Raw genomic sequence first — 26899 nt, forward strand, 5'->3', positions numbered from 1 at the left:
AGAGTAGGAATTATGAGATGAATTTTAGATATGAAAAAGGAGCCGCATAAGCAGCTCCTTTTATAGAAAGTATCCAAGTAATAATCCGATTCCCATTAGGAAACCGAAGATTGTATTTGTTTTTGCTGTTGCAATCATCGCAGGTACCATTTCTATTGGAATGCTTTTGCCGATAAAGCCTTTCGTCGCTTTAAATGCTTTCGGTGCACTTAAAAATACGATAAGCATCCATGGTGATACGATGCCCACGATAATTAAAGCAATTGTCCAAATGTAGGAAACGATGAACATCGAAGCAAGTACACCAACCGCTCGCTCGCGCCCAACGAGAATTGCTAACGTTTTACGACCGTTTTCTTTATCGCCATCCAAGTCACGAATATTATTAGCTAGTAAAATGGCGCCAATTAAAATGGAGCTTGGGATAGATAGTAAAATGACTTCTGATGTTACAGTTCCAGTTTGAATAAAGAATGAAATCCCAATAATAATGACACCCATAAATAATCCGGCTGTCAACTCTCCAAATGGTGTATATGCAATTGGAAGTGGGCCACCTGTATAAAGGTAAGCAACGGCCATACAAACAAGACCGATTGCAGCAAGCCACCAGCTAGAATTCATACAAATATAAACACCTAGTAGTATTGCGATGCCGAAAAATCCAAATGCTAAGTTAAGCACTGTTTTTGGCTGAATGCCATCGCGAACGATAGCGCCGCCGATACCAACTGAACCTTCGTGATCGAGTCCTCTTTTATAATCAAAGTATTCATTAAACATGTTTGTTGCTGCTTGAATGAGAAGACAAGCAAGAAGCATCATAAGGAAAAGAGGAAGATGTATTTGATTTATACCTCCGACCTGCATCGAATATGCTGTTCCGATGAAAACAGGTACGAAAGCGGCTGTTAATGTATGGGGACGTAGTAAACTCCACCAGATGCGCCAGCCTGTTTGCTTACTTGGCTTTGGCGCCGTAGGAGAGGAATTCGTTTTGACGTTCATTTCCATGTTGAATCCTCCTTTGGTCACATATTGTACACAACTAAGTGTAGAAAAAGCATCATTTAGTGTCAACGTTTATTTTCTAGGAAGAGAAGGTGAATTTCTCAGAAATGCTAAACGTTGACAGGCCTTTCGTTTGAGGTGTATCTTAAAATCAAGCGTAATTATGACTATTTTTCGCCCATAGGGGGGAGACAATTGTGATTCAAACGAAACAAAAAGGCTTGCAAGAAGTTCTTATTGCAGCTATCAAGCGTGCAACTAACGAAAAAACATTGGTTAGTTTTGTAAAACAAATAGACTGGGTGGATCCGCTTCTGTTCTATGCAGCAGGAAAAAGGATTTCATTCGAAAATAGATGTTATTTTGCAGACCCGGCTCAGCATGTAATATTTGCAGGAATTGGCTCTGTTTTCACTATAGCAAATTCTTCTCATAAGCGCTTTCAAACCGCTCGTGACGAGTGGGAGAAAGTAAAAGAGAATGCATTTGTCCAAAGAGATGAATATGAATTTGGAACGGGTCCGCTTTTATTTGGTGGTTTTTCATTTGATCCAGAAAAAGAGAAAACGGACCTATGGAAAGAATTTAAAGATACGACATTTTCACTACCAGCATTTTTATTAACTGTAAAAAATGAAAAAGCATGGTTAACGATGAATACATTTGTTGCAGCAACAGATTGTGCAGAAACTCTTTATAATGAAATGATTTCTTTAGAAGAGAAAATTTTTGAGGAGAGTAAATGTGCGCTAAACGGATCGAAATTAACTGTTATTTCTAAAGTAGAAGTGGATCCGAAAGGCTGGATGAAAGCAATTGAAAAAGTACAAGATGAGATGAAGCAGGGTAACGTGCAGAAGGTTGTATTGGCGAGGGAACTAAAAGTAGAGATAAACCATTCGATTGATTCTGCTCTTGTTTTAGAAGCACTTCGCATTGGTCAACCGGATTGTTACGTATTTTCTTTTGATTATAAAGGAGCATGCTTCTTAGGAGCGACGCCTGAGAGATTAATTCGCAAAGAAGATGAGAAATTTACATCGATGTGTCTTGCGGGTTCAATCGGTCATGGTCATTCTATAGAAGAAAGTAAGCGAAATAGTAATGCGCTTCTTCATGATGAAAAGAATTTAGCTGAACATGGGTATGTTGTTAACATGATCCGCTCGGTACTAAATGAACATTGCGAATACGTTAATATTCCGGAAAGCCCAGGTTTATTAACAACGAAAAACTTAATTCACTTATATACGCCTGTAGAAGCAAAAGGCGATGCGAGTCTTTTAACAATGGTAGAAGAATTACATCCAACACCAGCTCTTGGCGGGACACCTCGTTTGGAAGCGATGAAACTGATCCGTGATGTTGAATTGTTAGACAGAGGGTTGTATGGTGCACCGATTGGCTGGATAGATGATGAAGGAAATGGTGAATTTGCGGTTGCGCTGCGCTGCGGATTATTAAACGGCGAGAAAGCATCCTTATTTGCCGGTTGTGGTATTGTAATTGATTCAATCCCGCAGCTTGAATATGAAGAAACAAGTTTGAAGTTTAGACCGATGCTTGGTGCTTTGGAGGAATTAATGAAATGAACAATCATATAGAAGCATTATCATATTATTTAGGCGCGTTCGTGGATGAACTGACGCGTCTAGATGTATGTGATGTTGTCATTAGTCCAGGCTCACGGTCAACGCCGATTGCTTTACTAATGGAACAACACGAAGGAATGAACACATATTTACATGTGGATGAAAGATCAGCAGGATTTTTCGCGCTCGGTATTGCGAAAGCAAAAAAACGCCCAGTAGCATTATTATGTACGTCAGGAACAGCAGCAGCGAACTATTATCCAGCTGTATGTGAAGCTTTTCATTCAAGGGTCCCACTTATCGTCTTAACAGCGGATAGACCGCATGAATTAAGAGATGTGGGTGCACCACAAGCAATGAATCAATTTAATTTATACGGTACTTTTGTGAAACAATTTACAGAGATGGCACTGCCAGAAGCAAGTGAAGCGATGTATCATTACGCTCGTATGACGACGCAGCGTATAGTAGCAAATGCTTGTTTAGCACCGCAGGGTCCTGTTCATCTTAATTTTCCAGTTCGCGAGCCACTTATCCCTGATTTCTCACTAGAAAGCTTATGGGATAAAGGACGTAGTGAATATACAGGAGTAGTTCAGCAAGGAAACGCGGTGATGCCGAGTGAATATGTAGATTCTCTTGTAGGGCGCCTTTCACATATGGAAAAGGGGCTTATTATTTGTGGAGATGATAGTCATGCAGAAATCGCAATGTTTGCAACGCAACTAGCTGAAAAAACTGGCTATCCTATATTAGCAGACCCACTTTCTAATATTCGTAGCGGACACCACGATAAAACGATGGTAATTGACTGTTATGATACATTTTTACGAAATGAAAAGTTAAAAGAAACATGGAAACCGGACGTTTTAATTCGCTTTGGTGGTATGCCTGTTTCTAAATCATTAACGCAGTTCATAAAAAAACAAACAAAAGCAGTTCATATCGTTGTCGATGAATCAGGACAATGGAGAGATCCAGCTCTTGTTGCGACAGAAGTTGTGCAAGCAAGTGACATTGAATTCTGCAAGGCATTAATAGAAAAAATGCCAGTTATGAAAAAGAATGATTGGTCCCTAATGTGGCAACATATAAACGAAAAAACGAAGGAAACGCTTCGTGAAATGGAAACATATGAAACTGCATTTGAAGGAAAGGTTATTACAGATATTGTGCGCGTATTACCAGAAGACGCAACGTTATTTGCGAGCAATAGTATGCCAATTCGTGATACAGACTCATTCTTCTTCACATCGGATAAAAACATCCATGTGATGGCAAACCGTGGTGTAAATGGTATTGATGGAATCATTTCGACAGCTCTAGGAGCAAGCATTATTTGCGATCCACTTGTATTAGTAATTGGTGATTTATCATTTTATCACGATTTAAACGGGCTGTTAGCAGCGAAATTACATGAATTAAACATAACAATTGTCGTTGTAAATAATGATGGTGGGGGTATTTTCTCATTCTTACCACAGTATGAGAAAAAGGAACATTTTGAATCATTATTTGGAACACCAATTGGACTTGATTATGAGCATGTTGTCAAAATGTACGGCGGTTCATTTAGCCGTGTAAATGGTTGGGAGCAATTCCGAGAAGAAGTTCGAAAAGGAACGACGACAGAAGGTTTACACGTTGTGGAAATTTGTACGAACCGTGATGAAAACTTAACATTGCACCGTACGTTATGGGCAAAAACACAGGACGTAATTACTACATCTTTACAAGGTGAATCAAAATGAAAGTAACGCTGCAAGGTGTATCGTATGAATATGAAGTAGTCGGAAGCGGGGAACCACTTCTACTTCTTCATGGTTTTACGGGAAGCATGGAAACGTGGCGTTCTTTTATCTCTTCATGGAGTGAGCAGTTTCAAGTTATTGTAGTTGATCTTGTTGGGCACGGAAAGACGGAGAGTCCTGAAGATGTTGCGCATTATGATATCCGAAATGTGGCATTGCAAATGAAAGAACTACTAGATTACCTTCATATTGAAAAAGTACATATACTTGGCTACTCAATGGGAGGAAGACTGGCGATTACGATGGCATGTCTATATCCAGATTATGTACACTCTCTTTTATTAGAAAATTGTACAGCTGGGCTCGAAGACGAAGCGGATAGAAAAGAACGTCGTGAAAAAGATGATCGACTTGCCGATAAAATTGAGCGAGAAGGCATAGAAAGTTTTGTATCGATGTGGGAAGATATTCCGCTTTTTGCAACGCAAAAACGTTTAGCAAAAAACGTACAAGAAGCGGTGCGAAAAGAACGACTTGCTAACAACCCAAAAGGGCTCGCAAATAGCTTGCGCGGCATGGGAACTGGGGCTCAGCCTTCCTGGTGGGATGAGCTGAAAAACTTAAAAATACCTGTTCTTTTAATGAACGGAGAATATGATGAAAAGTTCTTCCGCATATTAAAAAACATCGAAAAATGCGTCTCTGACGCGAAATTTGTCAAAATTCATGGTGCTGGCCATGCAATTCATGTGGAACAACCGGAAAAGTTTGATACAATAGTAAAGGGATTTCTAAAAACTATGCAGTGATACTTTTTTCAGTAAGAAGGAAGCCACGCTTATAGGTGAAATCAGAAATATACAAGGAGGTAGTTGTAATGGCTATTGAATGGGTAAAAGAAGGCAATTACGAAGATATTATTTATTCAACATACAATGGTATCGCAAAAATTTCGATTAACCGTCCTGAAGTACATAACGCATTCCGTCCAAAAACGGTAATGGAGTTAATCGACGCTTTTGCACAAGCTCGTGATGATGCAAATGTTGGCGTTATCATTTTAACAGGTGAAGGGGGACGTGCATTCTGTTCTGGCGGCGACCAAAAAGTTCGCGGTCATGGTGGATATGTAGGTGACGACCAAATCCCTCGTTTAAACGTATTAGACTTACAACGTCTAATTCGCGCAATTCCTAAACCAGTTATCGCAATGGTAGCAGGTTATGCAATCGGTGGTGGACACGTACTTCATATCGTATGTGACTTAACAATCGCTGCAGACAACGCTGTATTCGGACAAACAGGTCCTAAAGTAGGAAGCTTTGACGGTGGATACGGAGCTGGTTACTTAGCTCGTATGGTAGGCCACAAGAAAGCTCGCGAAATTTGGTACCTATGCCGTCAATATAGTGCTCAAGAAGCGCTTGATATGGGCTTAGTAAACACTGTAGTACCATTAGAAGAGCTTGAAGCAGAAACAGTACAATGGGCACAAGAAATTTTAGCAAACAGCCCAATGGCACTTCGTTTCCTAAAAGCTGCATTCAACGCAGACACAGACGGTCTAGCTGGTATTCAACAACTAGCTGGAGATGCAACGTTATTGTACTACACAACTGACGAAGCAAAAGAAGGCCGCGACGCATTCAAAGAAAAACGCAGTCCGGACTTCGGTCAATTCCCTCGTTTCCCGTGATCAAACCAAAAGCGGAAGCGGCTTGCCAATAAAGTGAGACGCAACGAAAAGGTCAAACCGGAAACAAAACAACTAAGAGACTTGATATCATATCAAGTCTCTTTCTTTCATGAAAGGAGAATGAATGATGGAGACGATGCCAAATTGGTTAATGCAACGTGCATTTTTAACACCAGATCGCACTGCAATTGAAATAGAGGAAGAGAAAGTTACTTTTATGGAGCTGCATGAAAAAGTAGTATCTGTTTGTGAACACCTCACGCATGTTGGAGTGGAGCGAGGGCAAAAGGTGGCTGTTCTGATGAAAAATGGTATGGAGATGATTACAGTTATTCACGCCCTATCGTACGTAGGGGCAGTAGCTGTGCTTTTAAATACGCGTCTTTCAAGAGAAGAGCTACTTTGGCAAATGGATGATGCTGAAGTTGTTTGTTTAGTAACGGATCAAGATTTTGATGCTAAAGATGTTCCTGTTTATTCATTCGCCGAAGTGATGAATGGACCAAAAGAGGAAGCCTCTATACAAGAAGAGTTTTCTTTAGAAGAAGCGATGACAATCATTTATACGTCTGGGACGACAGGAAAACCGAAAGGCGTTATTTTAACGTACGGTAATCATTGGGCAAGTGCGGTCGGCTCTTCGCTTAACTTAGGGCTTCGTGATGATGATTGCTGGTTAGCTTGTATGCCGATGTTCCACGTTGGCGGACTATCTCTTTTAATGAAAAATATTATGTATGGCATGCGCATTTTACTCGTTCCGAAATATGATGCGGATTTTATTCATAAAGCACTTCAAACGAGAGGCGTAACGATTATTTCTGTCGTTTCTAAAATGTTAACTGATTTATTAGAGAGACTTGGGGCAGAGACATATCCATCTTCTTTACGATGTATGTTACTTGGCGGAGGACCAGCGCCGAAACCGTTATTAGAAACGTGTGTAGATAAAGGAATTCCTGTGTATCAAACGTATGGTATGACAGAAACGTCTTCGCAAATTTGTACGTTATCAGCTGATTACATGTTAACGAAAGTAGGATCAGCTGGAAAACCACTATTTCAGTGCCAGCTTCGTATCGAAAAGGACGGCGTAGTAGTGCCGCCACATGCGGAAGGTGAAATCGTAGTAAAAGGACCGAACGTAACAGGCGGTTACTTTAACCGTGAAGATGCGACGCGAGAGACTATTCAAAATGGATGGCTTCATACTGGCGACCTCGGTTATTTAGACAAAGAAGGGTTTTTATACGTATTAGATCGCCGCAGTGATTTAATTATTTCTGGCGGAGAGAATATATACCCAGCTCAAATTGAAGAAGTGTTACTCTCCCATCCGGCAGTAGCGGAAGCTGGTGTTGTCGGCATGGCTGACGATAAATGGGGACAAGTACCAGCTGCTTTTGTTGTGAAAAGCGGGGCGGTAACAGAAGAAGAAATTCTTCATTTTTGCGAGGAGAAATTAGCGAAATATAAAGTGCCGAAGAAAGCATGTTTCTTAGAGGAATTACCACGTAACGCTTCGAAAAAATTGTTAAGACGAGAGTTAAGACAATTAGTGGAGGAGATGTAGGTGGAAATAAAAAAAGCGACACTGTATATAACGGAAATGCCACTCGTAATCCCGTTTGCTGCAAGCTACGGGACTTACGAAAAGCGTGAGAGTATCGTTATTGAATTAGAGGATACGGACGGGTACATTGGATTTGGGGAAGTCGTTGCATTCTCTGAACCGTGGTATACGGAAGAAACGGTGAAGACAGCGCTGCATATACTGCAAGACTTTTTAATACCTGATTTATTAAAGGCTGAAATTTCTCATCCGAATGAGGTACCGGGTCTATTTCAACATATAAAAAGAAACCGAATGGCAAAAGCCGGAATAGAGGGGGCTGTTTGGGATTTATATGCGAAGCGTCAAAAGAAGTCGTTAGCGACATTGCTTGGCGGAACGAAGTCTGAAATTGAAGTCGGCGTTGTAATTGGCCTTAATACGATTCCAGTTATGTTAAAACAAATCGAGAAGTACGCGGAAGAAGGATACGAGCGTTTTAAAGTAAAAATAAAACCGGGGCATGATTATGAGTTATTGAAAGAAATTCGTAAAGAGTTTCCGCATATCCCGTTAATGGCTGATGCAAATTCAGCATATACATTAGGGGATACGGAGAGGCTGAAACGACTAGATGAATTCCAATTAATGATGATTGAACAACCGTTAGCGGATTACGATTTTCTTGATCACGCGGAATTGCAAAAGAAAATTGAAACGCCGATTTGTTTAGATGAAAGTATTCATAGTTTAGAAGATGCACGCGTTGCGATTACGCTTGGCAGCTGCCAAATTGTGAACATTAAACCAGGGCGAGTGGGCGGATTAACAGAATCGGTTCAGATCCATAATTATTGTATGGAGCATAACGTACCCGTTTGGTGCGGTGGTATGGTAGAAATGGGGATTTCACGAGCGCAAAATGTTGCTCTTGCGTCATTGCCTAACTTTACGATTCCAGGAGATATATCTGCTTCTAGTAGACATTGGGAGCAGGATATTATTTGGCCGGAAGTGACGCTTGAGGGCGGGAAAGTGATGGTGCCGCAAAGCGTTGATGCTGAGTATGAAGTAGATCGCGGAAGATTGGAAGAAATTACGAAGCAGCGGATTGTGTTTGAGCGGTAAATGGAAGTTTCATTAGGATGCCCGCAAATAGCGAGAGGATTTTGTCGTTCATTGTCGGTAAGTCGATATATTTCAATAATTGCTGATATAATTTGAGTTACGGTCGATATAATTGGAAAATCGCTGATATAATTCAAGTTGTGTTCGATATAATTAGAAAATCGCTGATATAATTTTATTTACCAAGGTTACTCTAACGAGTAGCCTTTTTGTATTGTACAAATTGGATAGACTAGTTTACAATCGAGCGTATAAAAATGGAATGAAAAAGGGGGAGTAAAATGAAGCGCATTTCAATTTTAATAGCGGATGACGAGGCAGAAATTGCTGATTTAATTGAGATACATTTAGAAAAAGAAGGGTACCATGTTGTGAAGGCAGCGGATGGGGAAGAGGCGGTTCATATTATTGAAACGCAGCCAATCGACTTGGTAATTTTAGATATTATGATGCCGAAAATGGATGGGTATGAGGTGACGCGTCAAATTCGCACGAAACATCATATGCCGATTATTTTTTTAAGCGCGAAAACTTCGGACTTTGATAAGGTGACAGGTCTTGTACTAGGCGCGGATGATTATATGACGAAGCCTTTCACACCGATTGAATTAGTTGCACGTGTAAATGCACAACTGCGTAGGTTTTTTACGTTAAATCAACCGAAAGTAGCGGAGAGTAAATCTGCTTTAGAAATAGGCGGAGTCGTAATTAATCCCGAGCGTAGGACGGTTGATGTATATGGTGAGCAAATTGAATTAACGCCGAAAGAGTTTGATATTTTATATTTATTAGCGAGTCATCCGAAGAAAGTGTACAATGTGGAAAATATTTTTCAGCACGTATGGGCAGACGATTATTATGAAGGTGGAAATACAGTAATGGTACATATTCGTACGTTGCGTAAGAAACTTGGAGAAGATAAAAGAAAGGATAAATTAATAAAAACAGTGTGGGGAGTAGGTTATACTTTTAATGGCTAATATGATGAAAAGTTTTCGATTTAAAATGATTGCCTTATTTGCGTTAAGTATGGTGCTTGCAGCAACTGTAACTTATATAATTTATAAAGGATTGCAGCTGTATTATAAAACGATGGTTCGCTACGAAGAGCCTTTAGCACAATTTAGGTCAATGGTAAGGGAATTTGGAGACATTAATTTCTTTTTAATTTTCTTTATTCCGTTATCTATTATCTTTTTCTTCTTTTTGACAAAACCGTATTTAAAATACTTTGATGAAATTTCTAATGGGATTCATCATCTTGCGAACGGTAACTTTACGAATAAAGTTCAAGTTTCATCAAATGATGAGTTTGGAAATATCGCGCGTGAAATAAATGTTGCAAGTGAAAAGTTAAAAGAAGCTGTTGAAAGAGGAGATTTTGCTGAAAGTAGTAAAAGTCAGCTCGTTGTGAATTTAGCTCATGATTTAAGAACACCATTAACATCCGTGTTAGGATATTTAGATTTAATTCTTAAAGATGAAAATTTAACAAAAGAACAAATTAAACATTTCTCCACAATTGCATATACGAAATCGCAAAGACTGGAAAGCTTAATTGATGAGCTATTTGAAATTACACGTATGAATTATGGCATGCTAAAGCTGGATAAAAAGCCGATTGATATAAGTGAGTTGCTTATACAGTTAGAGGAGGAATTGTATCCGTTATTAGAAAAACATCATTTAGAAGCTAGATTGAATGTGGCTCCTCATTTACCGATGCACGGTGATGGAAAATTGTTAGCTAGAGTATTTGAAAACTTGTTAACAAATGCCGTTCGTTACGGCTATGATGGACAATTTGTTGATATGAATGGGTATGTTGATAATGGAGAAGTTGTCGTACAAATTATGAATTACGGAGATAGCATCCCGGAAGAAGATTTACCGTATCTTTTTGATATGTTCTATACAGGTGATAAAGCAAGAACTGAGAACCGTGGCGGGACAGGCCTTGGACTATTTATTGCGAAAAATATTGTCGAGCAACATAACGGTACGATTTCTGCTGAGAGCAATGTAGTTAGAACGATATTTGAAGTACGATTGCCAAAAGACGAGAATGTAACAATTTAATAAAAATTTAAACTTTACCCCACTTTTTATTTTAATAGTTTTTTCTATTCTATACGTAAGTTACGTTAAGGAGGAACTAGAAATGAAAAAGTGGGTATTTATTTCTTTTTTTATAGTATGCACAGTATGTGTAGGCGTTTATATATCACCGTTATTTCAAAAGGAAATCGACGTTAAAATTGTCGGGAAAGATGAGCTAGTAAAGGCGGCAAACACCGATGGGAAAGAGATTACGAAGGAACAAATTTATAAGGGCGATTTATTATTAGTTAACAGGGATTACCCAGTAAAAAAAGATAGTATTAGGTCTGATATTATAAATGTAAATCATAATAGTGAATTAGTGAGAGGCTATGTAATATTTGATAGAAATCTTCGTTTATCAAAGGATGTTGTGAAAAAGTTTTTGAACGTTGTCGATGCGGCTGGAAAAGAAAGTGTTAACCATTTTTTGATTAGTAGTGGCTATAGAGATTTCCAAGAGCAAAAACAGCTATATGAAAAAATGGGATCTGATTATGCACTTCCAGCAGGATACAGTGAACATAACTTAGGATTATCACTGGACATTGGGTCTACTCAAAAGAAAATGGAGAAAGCGCCTGAAGGAAAATGGATTGAAGAGAACGTATGGAAGCATGGCTTTGTATTACGTTATCCGAAAAATAAAAGTAACATTACAGGCATTCAATATGAGCCATGGCATATACGTTATGTAGGCTTACCTCATAGCGCAATTATGCAAAAAAAGAATTTCACACTAGAGGAATATTTAGAGTTTTTAAAAGAGGAAAAAGAGATTTCAACTGAAGTAGAAGGTAAGAAATATACTGTTTCTTATTATAAAGTTTCTGAGAATATGAAAGTGAACGTTCCAGCAAACAAGCAGTATGAAATTTCCGGGAACAATATGGATGGGGTTATTGTGACGGTTCAGGAATAGAGAAAGAGGTTGTTCCGTTTGGAGCAACCTCTTCGTATATATAAGAAAGGGATTGATGTTTTTTGTCGGTAAATCGATATTCTTTGTCGAATCGTTGATATATTGTGAGTTACGGTAGATATAATTGAAAAATCGTTGATATATTGTAAGTTATGATAGATATATTCAAAAAATCGTTGATATAATTTCCTATACTATTAGCATTTTGGAGGAGCATCTTTTTATTTGCTTTTAAACATTATAACGTTATATTTACTTCTCCCTTTTTTTGTGTTACGCTAAACGTGTGAAAGAGATATAAAATGAAACTTTAATGTAAGCGTATTCTTATGGCTTCTTATAGAAAAGGGTGGAAATACAATGACAGAACGATTCGTACTACGTAATGTGAAACGTGTGAACGGGGAAGAGATTGACATTGTAATTGAAAATAATAAAATCGCACAGGTGACGAAAGCTGGTGCTGGCGAGGGTGGAAAGGTTCTTGATTACTCTGGTACTTACGTATCGAGTGGTTGGATTGATTTACACGTTCATGCTTTTCCAGAGTTTGATCCGTATGGCGATGAGGTGGATGAAATTGGCGTTAAGCAAGGGGTAACGACAATTGTTGATGCGGGTAGCTGCGGAGCTGATCGTATTGCAGATTTAGTAAAAAGTAGAGAGCAGGCAAAGACAAATTTATTTGCCTTTTTAAATATTTCTCGCATCGGTTTGAAACGAATTGATGAATTATCCAATATGGAATGGATAGATAAAGAGAAAGCGATAGAAGCAGTAGAAAAGTATAAAGATGTAATCGTTGGGTTAAAGGCGAGAATGAGTAAAAGTGTCGTTTGTGATAGTGGAATTGAACCGCTGCATGTAGCGCGCGCTTTATCTCGAGAAACATCATTACCGATTATGGTACATATCGGTTCAGCGCCTCCCCGTATAGAGGAAGTTGTACCTCTTTTAGAAAAAGATGATGTCATTACACATTACTTAAACGGGAAAGAAAATAATTTATTTGATGAAGAAGGGAAACCGCTACCTGTATTACTAGATGCAGTGAATCGTGGTGTTCATTTAGATGTTGGTCACGGTAATGCTAGTTTTTCTTTTAAAGTAGCAGAGGCGGCGAAGCATCACGGTATTGCTTTTAATACGATTAGTACAGATATTTACCGGAAGAATCGCGTGCATGGTCCCGTGTATAGTATGGCTCACGTTCTTTCGAAATTCCTTTACTTAGGTTATCCGCTAGAAGAAGTAATTGACGCGGTTACGAAAAATGCAGCAGAGTGGCTGAAAAAACCAGAGCTTGGCCGCATTCAAGAAGGAGATATTGCAAACTTAACTTTATTTACGGTGAAAGATGAGAAGGTTACGTTAATTGATTCAGAAGGGGATCAGCGCATTGCTGAAAGAAGGATTGATACGAAAGGGGTTGTAATTAATGGGTCATTCATTGAATGCTAAGTACGGATTAAAAAGAGTAATTAATGCGAGCGGTAGAATGAGTATTTTAGGTGTATCTGCTCCTACAGATACAGTAATGGATGCGATGAAACATGGGGGACAAAATTATGTGGAAATTGCTGATTTAGTAGATAAAGCGGGAGACCATATTGCGAGAATTCTAGATTCAGAGGCAGCGGTCGTTGTGAACTCAGCATCGAGTGGAATTGCGCTTTCTATCGCTGGTATCGTTACAGAAGGAAATCGCCGTAAAAGTGAAAGACTTCATCAAGAAGTAATCGTGAAAAACGAAGTGATTATGTTAAAAGGTCATAACGTTCAATACGGTGCTCCTGTTGAAACGATGATTTACTTAGGCGGCGGTAAACTTGTAGAAGTTGGCTATGCAAATGAAGGGAAAGCAGAGCATATTGAAGATGCAATTGGTGAAAATACAGCAGCGATTCTGTATGTGAAATCACATCATGCAGTGCAAAAAAATATGATTTCTGTTGAAGAAGCATGGGAAGTTGCGCAGCGAAATAAAGTACCGCTTATCGTGGATGCAGCAGCTGAAGAAGACATTCAAAAATATGTGAAGTATTCAGATCTTGCTATTTATAGCGGTTCAAAGGCAATTGAAGGACCTACTTCTGGTATTGTGGGCGGTAAAAGAAAGTATATTGAATGGCTGAAAGTGCAATTACATTGCATTGGAAGAAGCATGAAAGTTGGGAAAGAAACAACTTTTGGTTTACTTCAAGCACTTGATGAGTACGGAGTAAAAGAAGATAAGAGCGAGCAAGAAAAAGAATTGCTACAAATACTTATGCCGCTAAAAGAATTAAATGGTGTAAATGTAACGATCGTTCAAGATGAAGCTGGAAGAGCAATCTTTCGAGCTCGTATTCATATTAACGAGAAAGAATTAAATAAATCAGCAAAAGATGTTGTGACTGCATTACGCGAAGGGGAAATTGCCATTTATACACGTGATTACGGAGTAAGACAAGGATTCTTTGATATTGATCCACGTCCACTTCAAGGTGATGACATATATGTGATTGAAGAAAAATTGAGAGAAATTGTAGGGGGAAACTAAAATGACAAACATTCAAAAACGTTTTTATAAAGACCGCGTAGCATTAAATGTATTGGCAAACAATATCCAAAATGCGAAAGATATTTTTGAAGCAGCAGAAGGATATGTAGTAGTAGGTGTTTTATCAAAAGATTATGCAACTGTAGAAGAAGCTGTTACAGCGATGAAAGCATACGGAAAAGAAATTGATGACGCTGTATCAATCGGACTAGGTGCAGGAGATAATCGCCAAGCGGCAGTTGTCGCTGAAATTGCGAAGCATTATCCTGGCAGTCATATTAACCAAGTGTTCCCTTCAGTTGGAGCGACACGTGCAAATCTTGGCGAAAAAGATAGCTGGATTAATAGTTTAGTATCGCCAACAGGAAAAGTAGGTTACGTAAATATTTCTACTGGCCCAATTAGTGCGGCTGGAGAAGAAAAAGCAATCGTTCCAATTAAAACAGCGATCGCACTTGTACGTGATATGGGCGGAAATTCATTGAAGTACTTCCCAATGAAAGGGCTAGCTCACGAAGAAGAATATCGCGCAGTTGCGAAAGCTTGTGCGGAAGAAGGATTCGCATTAGAGCCAACAGGCGGAATTGATAAAGAAAACTTCGAAACAATTGTACGTATTGCGCTTGAAGCAAATGTAGAGCAAGTTATCCCGCACGTGTACTCTTCTATTATTGATAAAGAAACTGGTAACACGAAAGTAGAAGATGTGCGTGAATTATTAGCAGTCGTGAAGAAGCTAGTTGATCAATATGCGTAAGAAAATTGCAGCGTTCGGCGAAGTAATGATGCGCCTGCAAGTACCTGGATATGAATTGTTGTCGCAAGCTAACACGTTAAATTACTCATTTTCAGGTACAGGTGTGAACGTTGCAGCGGCACTTTCTCACTTAGGGCATGAAGGGCTTCTTATTTCAACTTTACCGGAAAATTCGGTTGGAGATGCAGCTGTATCTTACATTCAAAAGTTAGGGATTCAAACTTCTCTTGTTTCAAGAGGCGGTAAATATGTAGGTATGTATTTTTTAGAAAATGGATTCGGTGCACGTGCAAGCCGCGTTACGTATTCGAATCGACTAGAAAGTAGCTTCAATACGGCGTCTGAAGAGATGTACCAATTTGAAGAAATTGCTAAGGAAATTGATATCGTTCATTTTTGCGGTATTACACTTGCGATGAATGATACGGTGCGCCATCATATGAAGTCTTTAGCGAGAGCAGTTAAAGAAAACGGAGGAACCGTCGTTTTTGATTGTAATTATCGTCCATCACTTTGGGGAGAAGACGGATATGAACAGGCAAAACCGCATTATGAAGAAATGCTGGGACTTGCTGATATCGTTATGATGAACGAAAAAGATGCAATGTTTGTTTTAGGAATAAAAACCGAAGAAACGGAGCGAGAGGCGCAACTTGTTGATCTTATTCCAAAGGTAGCTGAAACGTATCATATCGCTACAATCGCTGGTACTCATCGCTCTATTAACAGTGATAATACACATTCGCTTCGCGGGTTTATATGTAAAGATGGAACGTTCACTTTTGCAAAAACACTTACGTTTTCTGTATATGATAGAATAGGTGCTGGAGATGCTTATACGAGCGGAATTATTCATGGCGAGATAAAGGAGTTCGCACCAGAGAAAGCTGTTTCATTTGCGTCAGCAGCTGGAATGCTAGCACATACAATCGTCGGTGATACGCCAATGTCATCAGAGAAGGATATACTTCGGGCAATGACGGCATCAGTAGGTGATGTAGAAAGGTAGTGGGTGTAACGGTGAACGTAACGAGAAAAAAAGGACCATTATATTTGCAAATAAAAAATATTATTCGTGATCGAATATTGCATGGTGTATATGCGATTCATACGAATATTCCTTCCGAACCGCAGTTAGAAGAAGAGTTCAAAGTGAGTAAAATTACAGTGCGAAATGCGATTAAAGAACTCGCTCAAGAAGGATATTTGGAAAAGAAAAGCGGTAAAGGAACGAAAGTCATCCGCAATACTTCTGCGACAAAACTGTCAAAGGGTAAGAAATTTACTGAAGTGTTAGTGGAAGAAGGATATAAAGTACAGAAGAAATTGCTAAAAGCAGAAATTGTGCAGAATGAAGAAGGAACAGTGCTATTTCGATTATTCGGTAAGGAGAGTTTTCGTATTGAACGTTTATATACGTTAAATGATGCACCATACATTCATTATACGCACTATTTCTCAGCAGGAATGGCAAGTTCAGATTTATCGGATTTTGACTTGCAATCGCTTTATGATTTAGTTGAAGACCGAGGTATTCATTTAGAAAACTTCAGAGATGAATTCGCTGTTGGACTCGCGCCTATTTTCGTTGCAGAAGCGCTAGGTGAAAAAGAGGGGACAGCGCTATTAAAACGCATGCGTTATTCTTACGATGAAGTTGGCGAAATAATTGAATATAGCGAAGGCTACTACAATACAGAAATGCAGCATTATGTAGTGAATTATGACGTATAAAAAAGAGGGGATTTTCCCTCTTTTTTTATAAAGTAAGGAGAATGGGAGATGGATATATACTTATTAATCGTCACGTTACTTGCAATTGCGATTGTTATTTTAGGGGTATCATGGTGGAAATGGCATGCATTTATTAGTTTATCAGTTGCGAGTTTGTTTTTAGCTATCATGTCTGGACTGAACTTAACGAAAATAGTGACTGCCTATGAAACTGGTGTTGGTAGTGTACTAGGGCATTTAGTTGGTATTTTAGCTCTCGGAACAATTTTAGGGAAAATGATGTCCGATTCAGGGGCCGGCATGCAAGTGGCAGATTTCTTTATTCGATTTTTCGGTGTAAAGAAACTACCTTGGGCTATGTTATTTGCAGGATTTGTTATAGGGATTCCAGTGTTTTTTGAAGTGGGGATCGTCATTTTATTACCACTTGTTATTTCCATTCGAAAAACGACGAAGCAAAATATATTATTAATTGCGTTACCTGTCATTGCAGGATTATCTATTGTTCACGGGCTCGTGCCTCCGCATCCAGGGGCGATGACAGCAATCGGTATTTATAACGCGAACTTAGGAAAGGTACTTTTATATTCATTAATTATCGCGTTACCAACAGCCATTATCGCAGGACCGATATTTGCAAAGTGGGTACATAAAAGGGTGATACCTGAAAATGAACCAGAGCTTATTCGAGTTACGACTGTCTCAACCGATTTACCGAGTCGGAAAGTTTCATTCTTTATTATTTTATTACCAGTTGTATTGATGATTTTATCGGTCGTTGCACCATATATTTCATTACCGAAAAAGATGACTGAATTTTTTGCATTTATTGGAAGTCCAGTAATTGCTTTACTTATTTCATGTTTCGCAGCATTTTATTTACTTGGAATAAGACAAGGAATTAATAAAAAGATGATTAAAAAATTAACAGACGAAAGTTTATTACCGGTCGGTTCCATTATTTTAATTATCGGTGCAGGCGGTGGATTTAAACAAATATTAATTGAAAGTGGCGTTGGAACGGCCATTGCGCAAATGGCAGAACATATATCGTTATCACCAATTGTATTAGCTTTCATGGTAGCTGGATTAATTCGAATTGCAACAGGTTCAGCGACAGTAGCATTAACGACAGCAGCAGGGATTGTTTCACCAGTTATTCAGCACATGTCTGGTGTGAATTTAGAGTTGCTTGTTATTGCAACCGGTGCAGGATCATTAATGTTTTCTCACGTAAATGATGCAGGGTTCTGGCTTGTAAAAGAGTATTTAGGTTTGACGGTGAAGGAAACGTTTAAAACGTGGACGGTACTCGAGACATTGTTATCATTTATTGCATTTGGTTTTGCGCTTGTGTTGAATATGTTTCTTTAGGGAGAAAAGTCCATTTTAATTAATAAAACCCACAGGAGAAATTCAATTTCTCTGTGGGTTTTGCTATTTTTTGATCGTAGTTACTTACAAATATACAGGGCAAGGTGCTTTTTATATCTTTTTTCTATTGTCCTATTATTTAATAGAACGGACATACTGATCTTCTCCATCGTCTTTGACAAAGACTCCTAGCTCATTCAAATCTTTGCGTAAATGCTTCTTTTTTTTAGAGTTTCCTTCTCGAAGGGCATTGCGTCTTTCATACAAAATAGTATTTATGCTTTTATTAAATCGCTCATCCTCTAATTTCCATAAGCTATACTCATGTTTATAAGGATCTTGTTCCACCCAGGGGAAGCCGTGCATTAAGAAAGTATCTTTAATTTTGCTTGGGGTAATGTCAGATGTTTCACGTAACCATTCTCGGTCTTCTTGATCAATGATAACCACTTGACGCTTATCTACAAAAACGGCTTTTACATTTAATCTGGTGATTTGTTTCTTTTGATCGTCCTTATTCACGTGAATGCTTTCCGAAGTAATGTTCATTTTTAAAGCTTCACTATAAATAATTAAAGAAAATAAAATTCCTGCAATAACACCAATTAGCATGAGGATAATAGGAAGCCAGAAGGGATTAATAAAATTTAAAAGTTCTATAATTTTTGAATCAGAAAAGAGAGGAATCTTTTTTATAATCTCTATTAATTTAGGTGAAAAATATCCAATAACGCCTAAAAGGATTGGACTTACTATAGCAAGTAATTTTTCTAAAAAACCTAATCCAATGACAGATGCCTTTTTCATGTGTAGTTCATCCTTTCATATATATTTTTTTAATCAAGGCATATTTAAACAGTGAGTTTCTTCACCATTTTTATGAGCTCATCTGAGTAATTTTCTATGGATATAGATGAATTTGCCTTCAGCATTCTTTCTTCGATTGCTCCTAAAATAAATGAAGCTAATGTGTCGGTTTGGAAAGAATCGGAAAACACGCCATTTTGTTGACCAGTCTTCAAAATATCTAATAACATCGTTCTAAGAGCATCCTCCTCTTCGTCGTCTTCGATTCTGTAATAAGGAACGTTCTCTTCATTTCTTGCATTAAAGACAATCTCAATTAAGGCAATATTATTTTTGTAATGAGTTTCTTGATAAGCCAAGTGTGCTTCAATAAAAGCCTCTAGTTTATTTATTTCAGATTGAGCTAATAGTACTCGATTACTAATAAATTCATGTTGTTTGGTAACTAAAAATTGTAATGTGCGATTCATAAGGTAAAGCTTATCGTTAAAATGATAAGAAATAAGTCCGGTGCTAATCTTAGCTTTTTTTGCTACCTTCGTTAAGCTTAAGTTGTTATATCCAACCTCTTCTAATGTATCAATACATGCAAGAATAATTTGTTCACGCCTAGCCTCTGCAATAAAAGAATCAGTCACGCTATTCAACTCCTAATTTATATGATTTGAATGTATAATCAAAAAATTGATTGGTCGTTCAATTAAATATTAGTAAGAAATTAAGAGTATGTCAAATGTTTTATGCTTACATCTGGATAAGGCTCATTCGCTTTTTAATAAAGCCCAATTCCTAAAACAAGCCCGTTTTTAGGTAAGCCAAGCTTCTTATTCGCCCTGAAAACATAATATAAATGGAATCCCCTCATTTAGAGCAAGGTGAACTTGTTATGAATGATACTAAAGGAGGAATAGGGTAATGAGCGAAAAGTGTGAACACAGACATGATGATTGTAACCGCAGACATGGTTGCGGAGGCGGTTTTGCGCTTCTAATTGTATTGTTTATTTTATTAATTATCATCGGTGCTAGCTGCTTCGGCGGAGGCGGCGGTTGTGGCTATGGTGGTTATGGCGGTTATGCTGGCGGCTACGGCGGATATTGCTGCTAATTATTAAAAACTATTGAAAATAGCCTTGTGCATATTGCACAAGGCTATTTTATTCATATTTTTATATGCTGTGATAATTTATTAATGTAAAGAGAACGGATTAAGAAGAAGAAAATGATCTCGATAATCCCGAAAAAGCTGAGTACGATACATGTCTCTTTTAATAAGGAGAAAGAAAACATGCTTTGTAAAAACTTAACCGCAAATAATGTGTGAACACCAGCAACGATATAAGGAACGAAAAATAAAATTCCTAATTGAATCGTTGCAGAGCGAAACATTTCTGATTCAGTTAAGCCAAGCTTTGTAATCGTAATATACTTTTGTCTTTCAGTTGTTAAGTCATTATACATACGGAAATATAAAACACTAGCTGCTCCGATAAAGAAAATAAAGCCGAGAAATGCCCAAATAAAGAATTGAGCGACTGCATTTCCTTTACTATGAACGAGTTCATCCGTAGCTGTATAAATATAAAATGGTTTAATGAAATCTTCTTCATTTTTATGTGCTTCATACAAGGTTTCTGCATCATGATTTAAGCTTTTTAATATATTTTTTGTTGGGACAATTGCATTTTCCCAATTTTCCACGAAGTAGTTATAGACTGTAATTGTTTCAATATGAGGAATCATATTTTCAATTACTTCATCTTGCATCACAATTAAGTGAGGTAATGCAAAGGGAGGCTCAATTCCTCTATTAATAAAACCTTTAATTTGAAATTCCTTTTTATTAGAGCCAAGTGTAATCGTGTTCTGCTTCGCAAATGGGTTAGACACGAGATTTAATAACACTGGTGAATAGCGAGAAATATTATAAACTTGTGAAGAATCGAGAGTGATTTTTGGTCTGTTTAATTGCTGTGCTATTGCGTTATAATCACTCATTTTCATAATGGCAATTGATTCTTTTGAAGCTGTATCTTTTAAAACGGTAAATTTATATTTATCATATTGAAAATTAGCATTTGTAAGTTCAGTTTCAATCGTAGTAATATGCTTTTGTTCAAATGCATTAACACCTTCTGATGTATAGGTGAATGGTATTGGATATCGTTCTAGTATGGGTGCTTTCGTATTATTGTTTGCAGCAAATAACCCGATAATAATTGTAAATGCAAGTGCAGATAGCATAGAAACAATAAAGAGTACATTAATATTACTGCGTGTACGAGAAACTAAATCTGAAATCCATAACATATTTATTTGTTTTAAATAAAACTTTCTTCGTTTCTTTAAAATATAGATAAAGAGAAGAAATGTTTGTGAAAAAAATAAATACGTCCCAACTACTACAAGCGGTAAAATAGATAGCATAATTAAGAATACAGATCCATTTTGTGCATTTTTTTCCGTTATGTAGCCTTGCGGATAACCAGCAATATAATAGCATAGTCCTAAACAAGTTAAAGCAAATAGTGAAATCAGTATAGATGGTTTTTTTTCGCTCTTCTCTTTGTTAACGCCCTTAATAAGCTTCGTTGTTTTTCGAGTACGAATAAACATTGGTGTAAATGTAGAAACGATTAAAAATAAGATGATAAACGTTACGGTTGTAACGATAATCGCTTCTGTTGGCCAATATAAATAGAGACCTTTCGCGTTTGTTAATTTCGAAGTGACTAATAAGAAAAAGTTAGAAAATACAAGTCCACCTTGAATGCCGATAAAGATAGACAATATCCCGATTATCATATTTTCAGTAAATAACAGTCTCTTTAATTGTCTCTGTGAGATACCGAGAATGGTGAGTATCCCGAATTGCTGCTTCCGTACATTTAAAAATGTTCCAATTGAATATAAGAGAAAGAAGAACGAGAACATAACAATCACAAGCTGTGCTGTACTAGCTAAGTTCATTAGAGGATCACGTTCTTGGAAACTTTGTACACTTTGTAACCGCGGGTGATACGCGTATACAGTAAATGAAAAGAAAACCATGATAGAAAACGCACTACTTACAAAGTAGGCGAAATATGCTTTCGAATTACGTGAGACATTTTTAAATGCGAATTGCCAAAATGTCATCCACGTCTTCCTCCTAATAATGCTAAAACATCTAATATTTCTTGATAAAATTTCTCACGGTACAATCCGCGGTGTAGTTCATTGTAAAGCTCTCCATCTTTAATGAAAATAACACGGTTACAATAACTTGCTGCAAACGGATCATGGGTAACCATTAAAATCGTTGCATCTTCTTCTTTATTTAATTTCGTAAATAGCTCCATTACGTCAATTGCCGCTTTTGAATCTAAGTTTCCTGTCGGTTCATCGGCAAGTAGAAGTGAAGGATGATGAATGACAGCACGTGCTACTGCGGTACGCTGTGCTTGTCCCCCGGAAACTTCAAAAATACGCTTGTCCAAAATATGATCAATTCCAAGCTTTTTTGAAATGTTATCAAGCTTTTCATCCATTTCTTTTAATGGAACATTATCTAATGTTAAAGGTAGTACGATATTTTCACCGATTGTTAGTGTATCTAGTAGGTTAAAGTTTTGGAAAACAAATCCTAACTCTTGGCGGCGGAAAATAGCTAACTTCTCTCTACGAAATGTGTGCGGTTTTTTTCCGTTAATCACGACATCACCAGAAGTCGGAGAATCGATTGTAGAGATAACGTTTAAAAATGTAGATTTCCCGCTACCAGATGGTCCCATAATGGCAACGAATTCACCTTTATCCACGTGTAAATTTATATTTTTTAAAGCAGTATGAGGGACTTTTCCCTCATATACTTTTGAGACGTTTTTTATGTGTAATACTTCTTCCATAGTAATCACCTTTCTACTTTTTAAAACTTAATGTGTTGTGATAATTTTTGCATATAAAAGGAACGAATTAAAAGGAAAAATAAAATTTCAACTGTTCCAAAAATCATAAGTACGACTGTAATTTCAGCGAAGAACGAGAGATGTAATATTTCTTGTAACATCTTTGTCGCAAACATCGTATGGATTGATGCCATAATGTAAGGCACGAAGAAAAGAATCGCAAGCTGAATTGTCGCTGAACGTTTCATTTCAGTCTCAGTTAAGCCAATTTTCGTAATCGTTATATATTTTTCTTGCTCATTTGTTAAATCTGTATACATTCGGAAGTAAAGAACACTACCAGCACCGATAAAGAAAATAACACCTAAGAAAGTACCAATTAAGAAGAATGAAGCGACATTTAGTTTTGTTTTGTATAGAGAATCGCTCGCTTCACTTGCATGGAAAGGCGGGTGCTCTGCTTGAATTGCTGCATTATCGTTATCGATTTTTGTTATAAACGATGAACCGATATTATGTGCTTTTTCCCAATCCGTAACTTTGAAGTTATATACACTCATTTGTTTGGAAACGGTGGATAAGGCTTCTACATTTTCATCAGATAGTATGAGTAATTTGTATATTAAGCTATTTGGGAATGGGCTATAACTTTTATATTCTTTCACTTGTAGTTGTAAATTGTTTTGAGTAAGTGTAAGAGTATTTTTCTGTTCTTTATTATGAAGCGTTCCAATAACTTGATCATCTAAGTCTTTCATAAGAATATAAGATTCATTCTTATTTACTGTGAGCGTTTCCCAATTTAAAGCCTTAGCAAGTACATTATAGTCACTTTGTTTAATTGCGTAATAGAGCTGCGTGTTATCTTCAGCTGAAGATACTTCATATATATCCGTTTTAAATTTCGTATAAGTAAAATGCTCTTCATTAAATTTCTGCTCTAACCAGTTTAAATGTTCATCAGCTAACGTATTTTCAGTATGCGATAAATACGTAAACGGGAAAGGGTTTTGTCTAATCGCATCAAACTTTGTAAACTTCCCGAATCCATATAAGAATGTAATCATTGTAAAAGCGAGCGTCGATAGCATCGCTACAATAAAGAGCATATTAATATTCGTCCGAATACGTGATGCTAGATCAGAAATCCAAAGCATATTAATTCGTTTCATATAAAACGTTCTTCGCGTTTTTAAAATACGAATAAGTAAAAAACTAATTTGTGAAAAGAAATAGTATGTTCCAGCTGCAATAAGGGATGGGATGACAAATATACTAGAGACGGCATATAAAAGCCCAATGATGTCACCTAGCGACATAAAATACAACGGATTTGCGGCTAACGCATATCCACATATTAAACACGTCGCACCAAATAGAGAGATGAGCACGGATGCTTTTCTTTCTTTTTGTTGTGTTCCTTCTTTCAAAAGACGTACGGCTTTTCTCGTACGAATGAGCATCGGTGTAAAAGATGATACGAGAATGAAGAGCCCAAGAAAGATGATGATAGTTAAAACGATAGCACTTGTAGGCCCATATAAATATAAACCAGGTACGTGTGTAATTTTGGCGGTAACTAACAAAAAGAACTGTGAAAAGACAACTCCAAGTTGAATGCCAAAAAATATAGAAAGAACACCAATTAACATATTTTCTATAAATATGAGTCGTTTTAATTGTTTTTGAGATATGCCAAGTACTGTTAAAATCCCGAACTGTTTTTTTCGTACTTTTAAAAACGTCCCGATTGAATACAGTAAAAAGAAAAATGAAAAGAACACAATGACAACCTCTGAAATTGTCATTAATATGTTCAGATAATAATTAACGTCTGTCATATGCAATTTCGGATGAAATAAATAAACTGCAAATGAGAAAAAGATTGCAATGGAGAACGCACTGCTTACAAAATAGGCGAAATAAGCTCTGGCGTTCCGCGTCACGTTTTTAAATGCAAACTGCCAAAATGTCATTCACCTAAACCTCCTAATAGGGTGAAGATGAAAAGAGTATGAGAGATACTCTTTTCATCAAGTTTGTTTTAAATATTTTGTCCACTCGTGTAATGTGATAATTTTTGCATATAAAGTGAACGAATGAATAAGAAAAATACGATTTCAACGAATCCAAAAATAATAAGAACGGCTGAAACTTCTTTGAACAGAGATAAACCAATTACATCTTGTAGCATTTTTGTTGCGAACATTGTATGAATGGATGCCATAATGTACGGAATGAAAAATAAAATACTAAGTTGAATGGTTGCAGATCGTTTCATCTCTGTATCTGTTACACCGATTTTAGAAATCGTTATATATTTCTCTTGTTCGTTCGTCAAATCCGTATACATTCTAAAGTAAAGAACGCTACCAGCTCCAATGAAGAAAATAACTCCTAAAAATGTCCCAATTAGGAAAAATGCAGCACTGCCTGATGTTATTTTGTATAACGATCCTGCTGATTCAAAGGAACGAATAAGAGGTCCTTCATACTGGGATTTATTTCGATCTTTTTGCACTTTTTCTATAAAATTATCAGCAATTTCATATGTCTGTTCCCAGTTTTGAATTTTGTAATTGTATGCTGATATATGTTTTACGGTGTTAGGTAAGTTATTTACGATAATATCAGGCAACACTATCGTTTGATATGAAAAGTCAGATGGGATTGCGTTTACATGCTCATAACCTTTTACTCGTAATTTCGTATTTGTACTAGAGAGTGTAATGTAATCTCTTTTGTAGCTTTGCTCAAATTCGTTGAATATGGTGATATAAGATGTCCCTGTTAGCACATATGCTTCGTTATCATCCATAAATAGTTGTTTCATTCGTAAAGAATCTGCAAGTTTGTTATAGTCACTTTGCTTAATTGCGTATACGTCATTATAAATAGCTATATCTTTATCTTCTTTTAGTGGTGTTTCATATATATCAGCTTTTATTTTTTGATAAGGGAAATGCTCTTTTTGTAATTGTTGCTCAAGCCAATTTAAATGTTCTGTAACAAAAGGGTTCGCATCATAAGAAAAATAAGAAATTGGAAAAGGAGAAGTTCTATTCACCTCTAGCTTAATAAATTTCCCGAATCCATATAGAAACGTAATCATTGTGAAAGCAATTGTAGATAGCATCGCTACAATAAACAGCATATTAATATTCGTTCGAATACGGCTCGCTAAATCCGAAATCCAAAGCATATTAATCCGTTTCATATAAAACTTCCTTCTTTTCTTTAAAATATAAATAAGTAAGAAACTAATTTGTGAAAAGAAGAAATATGTTCCAATTGTAACAAGCGTTGGGATAACGAAAATACTTGAAACCATATATATAACACCGATTTGCGGGCTTACTGATACGAAATATTTAGGATTTCCAGCTAACGCATAACCACCAAATAAACAAATCGCACCAAATAATGAAACAAGTATGGATGGTTTTCTTTCTTTTTGTTTTCCACCATTTGTTTTTAAAAGGTGTACTGCTTTTTTTGTACGAATAAGCATTGGTGTGAATGCAGATACAATGATAAAAAGACTAAGGAAAACAATGGTTGTTAAAATAAACGCGTTAGTAGGCCCGTATAAATATATTCCTGGAACATGGGTAAGTTTGGCTGTTACTAATAAGAAAAATTGAGAAAAAACAACTCCAAACTGCATGCCGAAAAAGATAGATAAAATCCCGATTAACATATTCTCCATAAAAATAAGACGATGTAATTGTTTTCTCGATATTCCTAAAATGGTCAAAATACCAAATTGTTTTTTTCTAACTTTTAAAAAAGTACCAATGGAATATAGTAAAAAGAAGAAAGAGAAAAATACAATTACTACTTCTGAAAATATCATTAATCCTGAAATTTCAGAGGTCATGTCAAAGTTTTGTAATTTCGGATGGAATAAGTAAACAGCAAACGAAAAGAACACAGCAATGGAAAAGGAGCTACTTACAAAGTAAGCAAAATAAGCTCTTGAGTTGCGCGTGACGTTTTTAAATGCAAATTGCCAAAATGTCATAGATTATACCTCCGGCTAGAAGA

At 37.0% G+C, this 26899-nt stretch carries 23 protein-coding genes; 16 read left to right on the plus strand and 7 right to left on the minus strand.

Features of this window, described 5'->3' with window-relative positions; all coding sequences use genetic code 11:
• Positions 1 to 60: 60 nt before the first annotated feature.
• Complete coding sequence (locus ACTFRU_RS27080; RefSeq protein WP_000425769.1) at positions 61 to 1014, minus strand: 1,4-dihydroxy-2-naphthoate polyprenyltransferase; 954 nt, start codon at positions 1012 to 1014, stop codon at positions 61 to 63.
• A 194-nt stretch (positions 1015 to 1208) separates the two neighbouring features.
• On the opposite strand from ACTFRU_RS27080, the gene ACTFRU_RS27085 reads away from it, so the two are divergent.
• The 15 genes from ACTFRU_RS27085 to gntP all read left to right on the plus strand — a co-directional run bounded on the left by ACTFRU_RS27085 (position 1209) and on the right by gntP (position 18159).
• A complete protein-coding gene (locus ACTFRU_RS27085; protein ID WP_000616736.1) occupies positions 1209 to 2603 on the plus strand; it encodes an isochorismate synthase in 1395 nt (464 codons plus the stop codon).
• Positions 2600 to 4354, plus strand: coding sequence for a 2-succinyl-5-enolpyruvyl-6-hydroxy-3-cyclohexene-1-carboxylic-acid synthase (menD, locus tag ACTFRU_RS27090; protein WP_001059192.1), 1755 nt, complete (start codon positions 2600 to 2602; stop codon positions 4352 to 4354). The genes ACTFRU_RS27085 and menD overlap by 4 nt, the downstream gene beginning before the upstream one ends.
• Positions 4351 to 5163: a 2-succinyl-6-hydroxy-2,4-cyclohexadiene-1-carboxylate synthase gene (gene menH, locus ACTFRU_RS27095; protein WP_016123511.1), complete on the plus strand. Its 813-nt coding sequence runs from the start codon at positions 4351 to 4353 to the stop codon at positions 5161 to 5163. The genes menD and menH overlap by 4 nt, the downstream gene beginning before the upstream one ends.
• Positions 5164 to 5231: 68 nt before the next feature.
• Positions 5232 to 6050, plus strand: a complete 819-nt coding sequence (menB, locus tag ACTFRU_RS27100; protein ID WP_000963885.1) for a 1,4-dihydroxy-2-naphthoyl-CoA synthase — start codon at positions 5232 to 5234, stop codon at positions 6048 to 6050.
• 127 nt (positions 6051 to 6177) lie between these two features.
• Entirely contained in the window at positions 6178 to 7623 is a 1446-nt protein-coding gene (locus ACTFRU_RS27105; protein ID WP_440037973.1) for an o-succinylbenzoate--CoA ligase, read from the plus strand.
• Positions 7624 to 8730, plus strand: coding sequence for an o-succinylbenzoate synthase (gene menC, locus ACTFRU_RS27110; RefSeq protein WP_025709982.1), 1107 nt, complete (start codon positions 7624 to 7626; stop codon positions 8728 to 8730).
• Positions 8731 to 9011: 281 nt separating this feature from the next.
• Positions 9012 to 9710 carry a response regulator transcription factor gene (locus ACTFRU_RS27115; protein ID WP_000822509.1) on the plus strand — a complete coding sequence of 233 codons (699 nt, stop codon included), beginning with the start codon at positions 9012 to 9014 and terminating at the stop codon, positions 9708 to 9710.
• A complete protein-coding gene (locus ACTFRU_RS27120; protein ID WP_025709983.1) occupies positions 9703 to 10809 on the plus strand; it encodes a sensor histidine kinase in 1107 nt (368 codons plus the stop codon). The genes ACTFRU_RS27115 and ACTFRU_RS27120 overlap by 8 nt, the downstream gene beginning before the upstream one ends.
• Positions 10810 to 10891: 82 nt before the next feature.
• Positions 10892 to 11752, plus strand: coding sequence for a D-Ala-D-Ala carboxypeptidase VanY (locus ACTFRU_RS27125; RefSeq protein WP_000759406.1), 861 nt, complete (start codon positions 10892 to 10894; stop codon positions 11750 to 11752).
• 360 nt (positions 11753 to 12112) lie between these two features.
• Positions 12113 to 13213 carry an amidohydrolase/deacetylase family metallohydrolase gene (locus ACTFRU_RS27130; RefSeq protein ID WP_336456868.1) on the plus strand — a complete coding sequence of 367 codons (1101 nt, stop codon included), beginning with the start codon at positions 12113 to 12115 and terminating at the stop codon, positions 13211 to 13213.
• A complete protein-coding gene (locus ACTFRU_RS27135) occupies positions 13191 to 14294 on the plus strand; it encodes a DgaE family pyridoxal phosphate-dependent ammonia lyase (protein WP_440037974.1) in 1104 nt (367 codons plus the stop codon). The genes ACTFRU_RS27130 and ACTFRU_RS27135 overlap by 23 nt, the downstream gene beginning before the upstream one ends.
• A gap of 1 nt (position 14295) precedes the next feature.
• Positions 14296 to 15051, plus strand: coding sequence for a 2-dehydro-3-deoxy-phosphogluconate aldolase (gene dagF, locus ACTFRU_RS27140; protein ID WP_000181896.1), 756 nt, complete (start codon positions 14296 to 14298; stop codon positions 15049 to 15051).
• The gene (locus tag ACTFRU_RS27145) at positions 15044 to 16060 is read left to right on the plus strand and encodes a sugar kinase (RefSeq protein WP_006915669.1); all 1017 of its coding nucleotides are present in this window, start codon (positions 15044 to 15046) and stop codon (positions 16058 to 16060) included. The genes dagF and ACTFRU_RS27145 overlap by 8 nt, the downstream gene beginning before the upstream one ends.
• A complete protein-coding gene (locus ACTFRU_RS27150; protein ID WP_440037975.1) occupies positions 16060 to 16785 on the plus strand; it encodes a GntR family transcriptional regulator in 726 nt (241 codons plus the stop codon). The genes ACTFRU_RS27145 and ACTFRU_RS27150 overlap by 1 nt, the downstream gene beginning before the upstream one ends.
• Positions 16786 to 16833: 48 nt before the next feature.
• The gene (gene gntP / locus ACTFRU_RS27155; RefSeq protein ID WP_440037976.1) at positions 16834 to 18159 is read left to right on the plus strand and encodes a gluconate permease GntP; all 1326 of its coding nucleotides are present in this window, start codon (positions 16834 to 16836) and stop codon (positions 18157 to 18159) included.
• Between the two features lie 135 nt (positions 18160 to 18294).
• On the opposite strand, the gene ACTFRU_RS27160 is transcribed toward gntP, so the two are convergent.
• The gene (locus tag ACTFRU_RS27160) at positions 18295 to 18966 is read right to left on the minus strand and encodes a YqeB family protein (RefSeq protein ID WP_000710354.1); all 672 of its coding nucleotides are present in this window, start codon (positions 18964 to 18966) and stop codon (positions 18295 to 18297) included.
• Between the two features lie 44 nt (positions 18967 to 19010).
• On the minus strand, positions 19011 to 19604 hold the full coding sequence (locus tag ACTFRU_RS27165) for a TetR/AcrR family transcriptional regulator (RefSeq protein ID WP_000132257.1): 594 nt from the start codon (positions 19602 to 19604) through the stop codon (positions 19011 to 19013).
• Between the two features lie 277 nt (positions 19605 to 19881).
• On the opposite strand from ACTFRU_RS27165, the gene ACTFRU_RS27170 reads away from it, so the two are divergent.
• Positions 19882 to 20073 (plus strand): YjcZ family sporulation protein, encoded by a 192-nt coding sequence (locus tag ACTFRU_RS27170; protein WP_001290392.1) that lies wholly within the window; start codon positions 19882 to 19884, stop codon positions 20071 to 20073.
• Positions 20074 to 20126: 53 nt separating this feature from the next.
• Here the strand turns inward: ACTFRU_RS27170 and ACTFRU_RS27175 are convergent, their stop codons facing one another.
• The 4 genes from ACTFRU_RS27175 to ACTFRU_RS27190 all read right to left on the minus strand — a co-directional run bounded on the left by ACTFRU_RS27175 (position 20127) and on the right by ACTFRU_RS27190 (position 26876).
• Positions 20127 to 22103 (minus strand): FtsX-like permease family protein, encoded by a 1977-nt coding sequence (locus tag ACTFRU_RS27175; RefSeq protein WP_100618321.1) that lies wholly within the window; start codon positions 22101 to 22103, stop codon positions 20127 to 20129.
• On the minus strand, positions 22100 to 22852 hold the full coding sequence (locus ACTFRU_RS27180) for an ABC transporter ATP-binding protein (RefSeq protein WP_000393250.1): 753 nt from the start codon (positions 22850 to 22852) through the stop codon (positions 22100 to 22102). The genes ACTFRU_RS27175 and ACTFRU_RS27180 overlap by 4 nt, the downstream gene beginning before the upstream one ends.
• 20 nt (positions 22853 to 22872) lie before the next feature.
• Complete coding sequence (locus ACTFRU_RS27185) at positions 22873 to 24828, minus strand: FtsX-like permease family protein (protein WP_440037977.1); 1956 nt, start codon at positions 24826 to 24828, stop codon at positions 22873 to 22875.
• 68 nt (positions 24829 to 24896) lie between these two features.
• The gene (locus tag ACTFRU_RS27190; RefSeq protein ID WP_006929207.1) at positions 24897 to 26876 is read right to left on the minus strand and encodes an ABC transporter permease; all 1980 of its coding nucleotides are present in this window, start codon (positions 26874 to 26876) and stop codon (positions 24897 to 24899) included.
• Positions 26877 to 26899: the final 23 nt, after the last annotated feature.

The organism is Bacillus cereus group sp. MYBK220-1 (assembly GCF_051916445.1).
In the GTDB taxonomy this organism is placed as follows: domain Bacteria; phylum Bacillota; class Bacilli; order Bacillales; family Bacillaceae_G; genus Bacillus_A; species Bacillus_A cereus.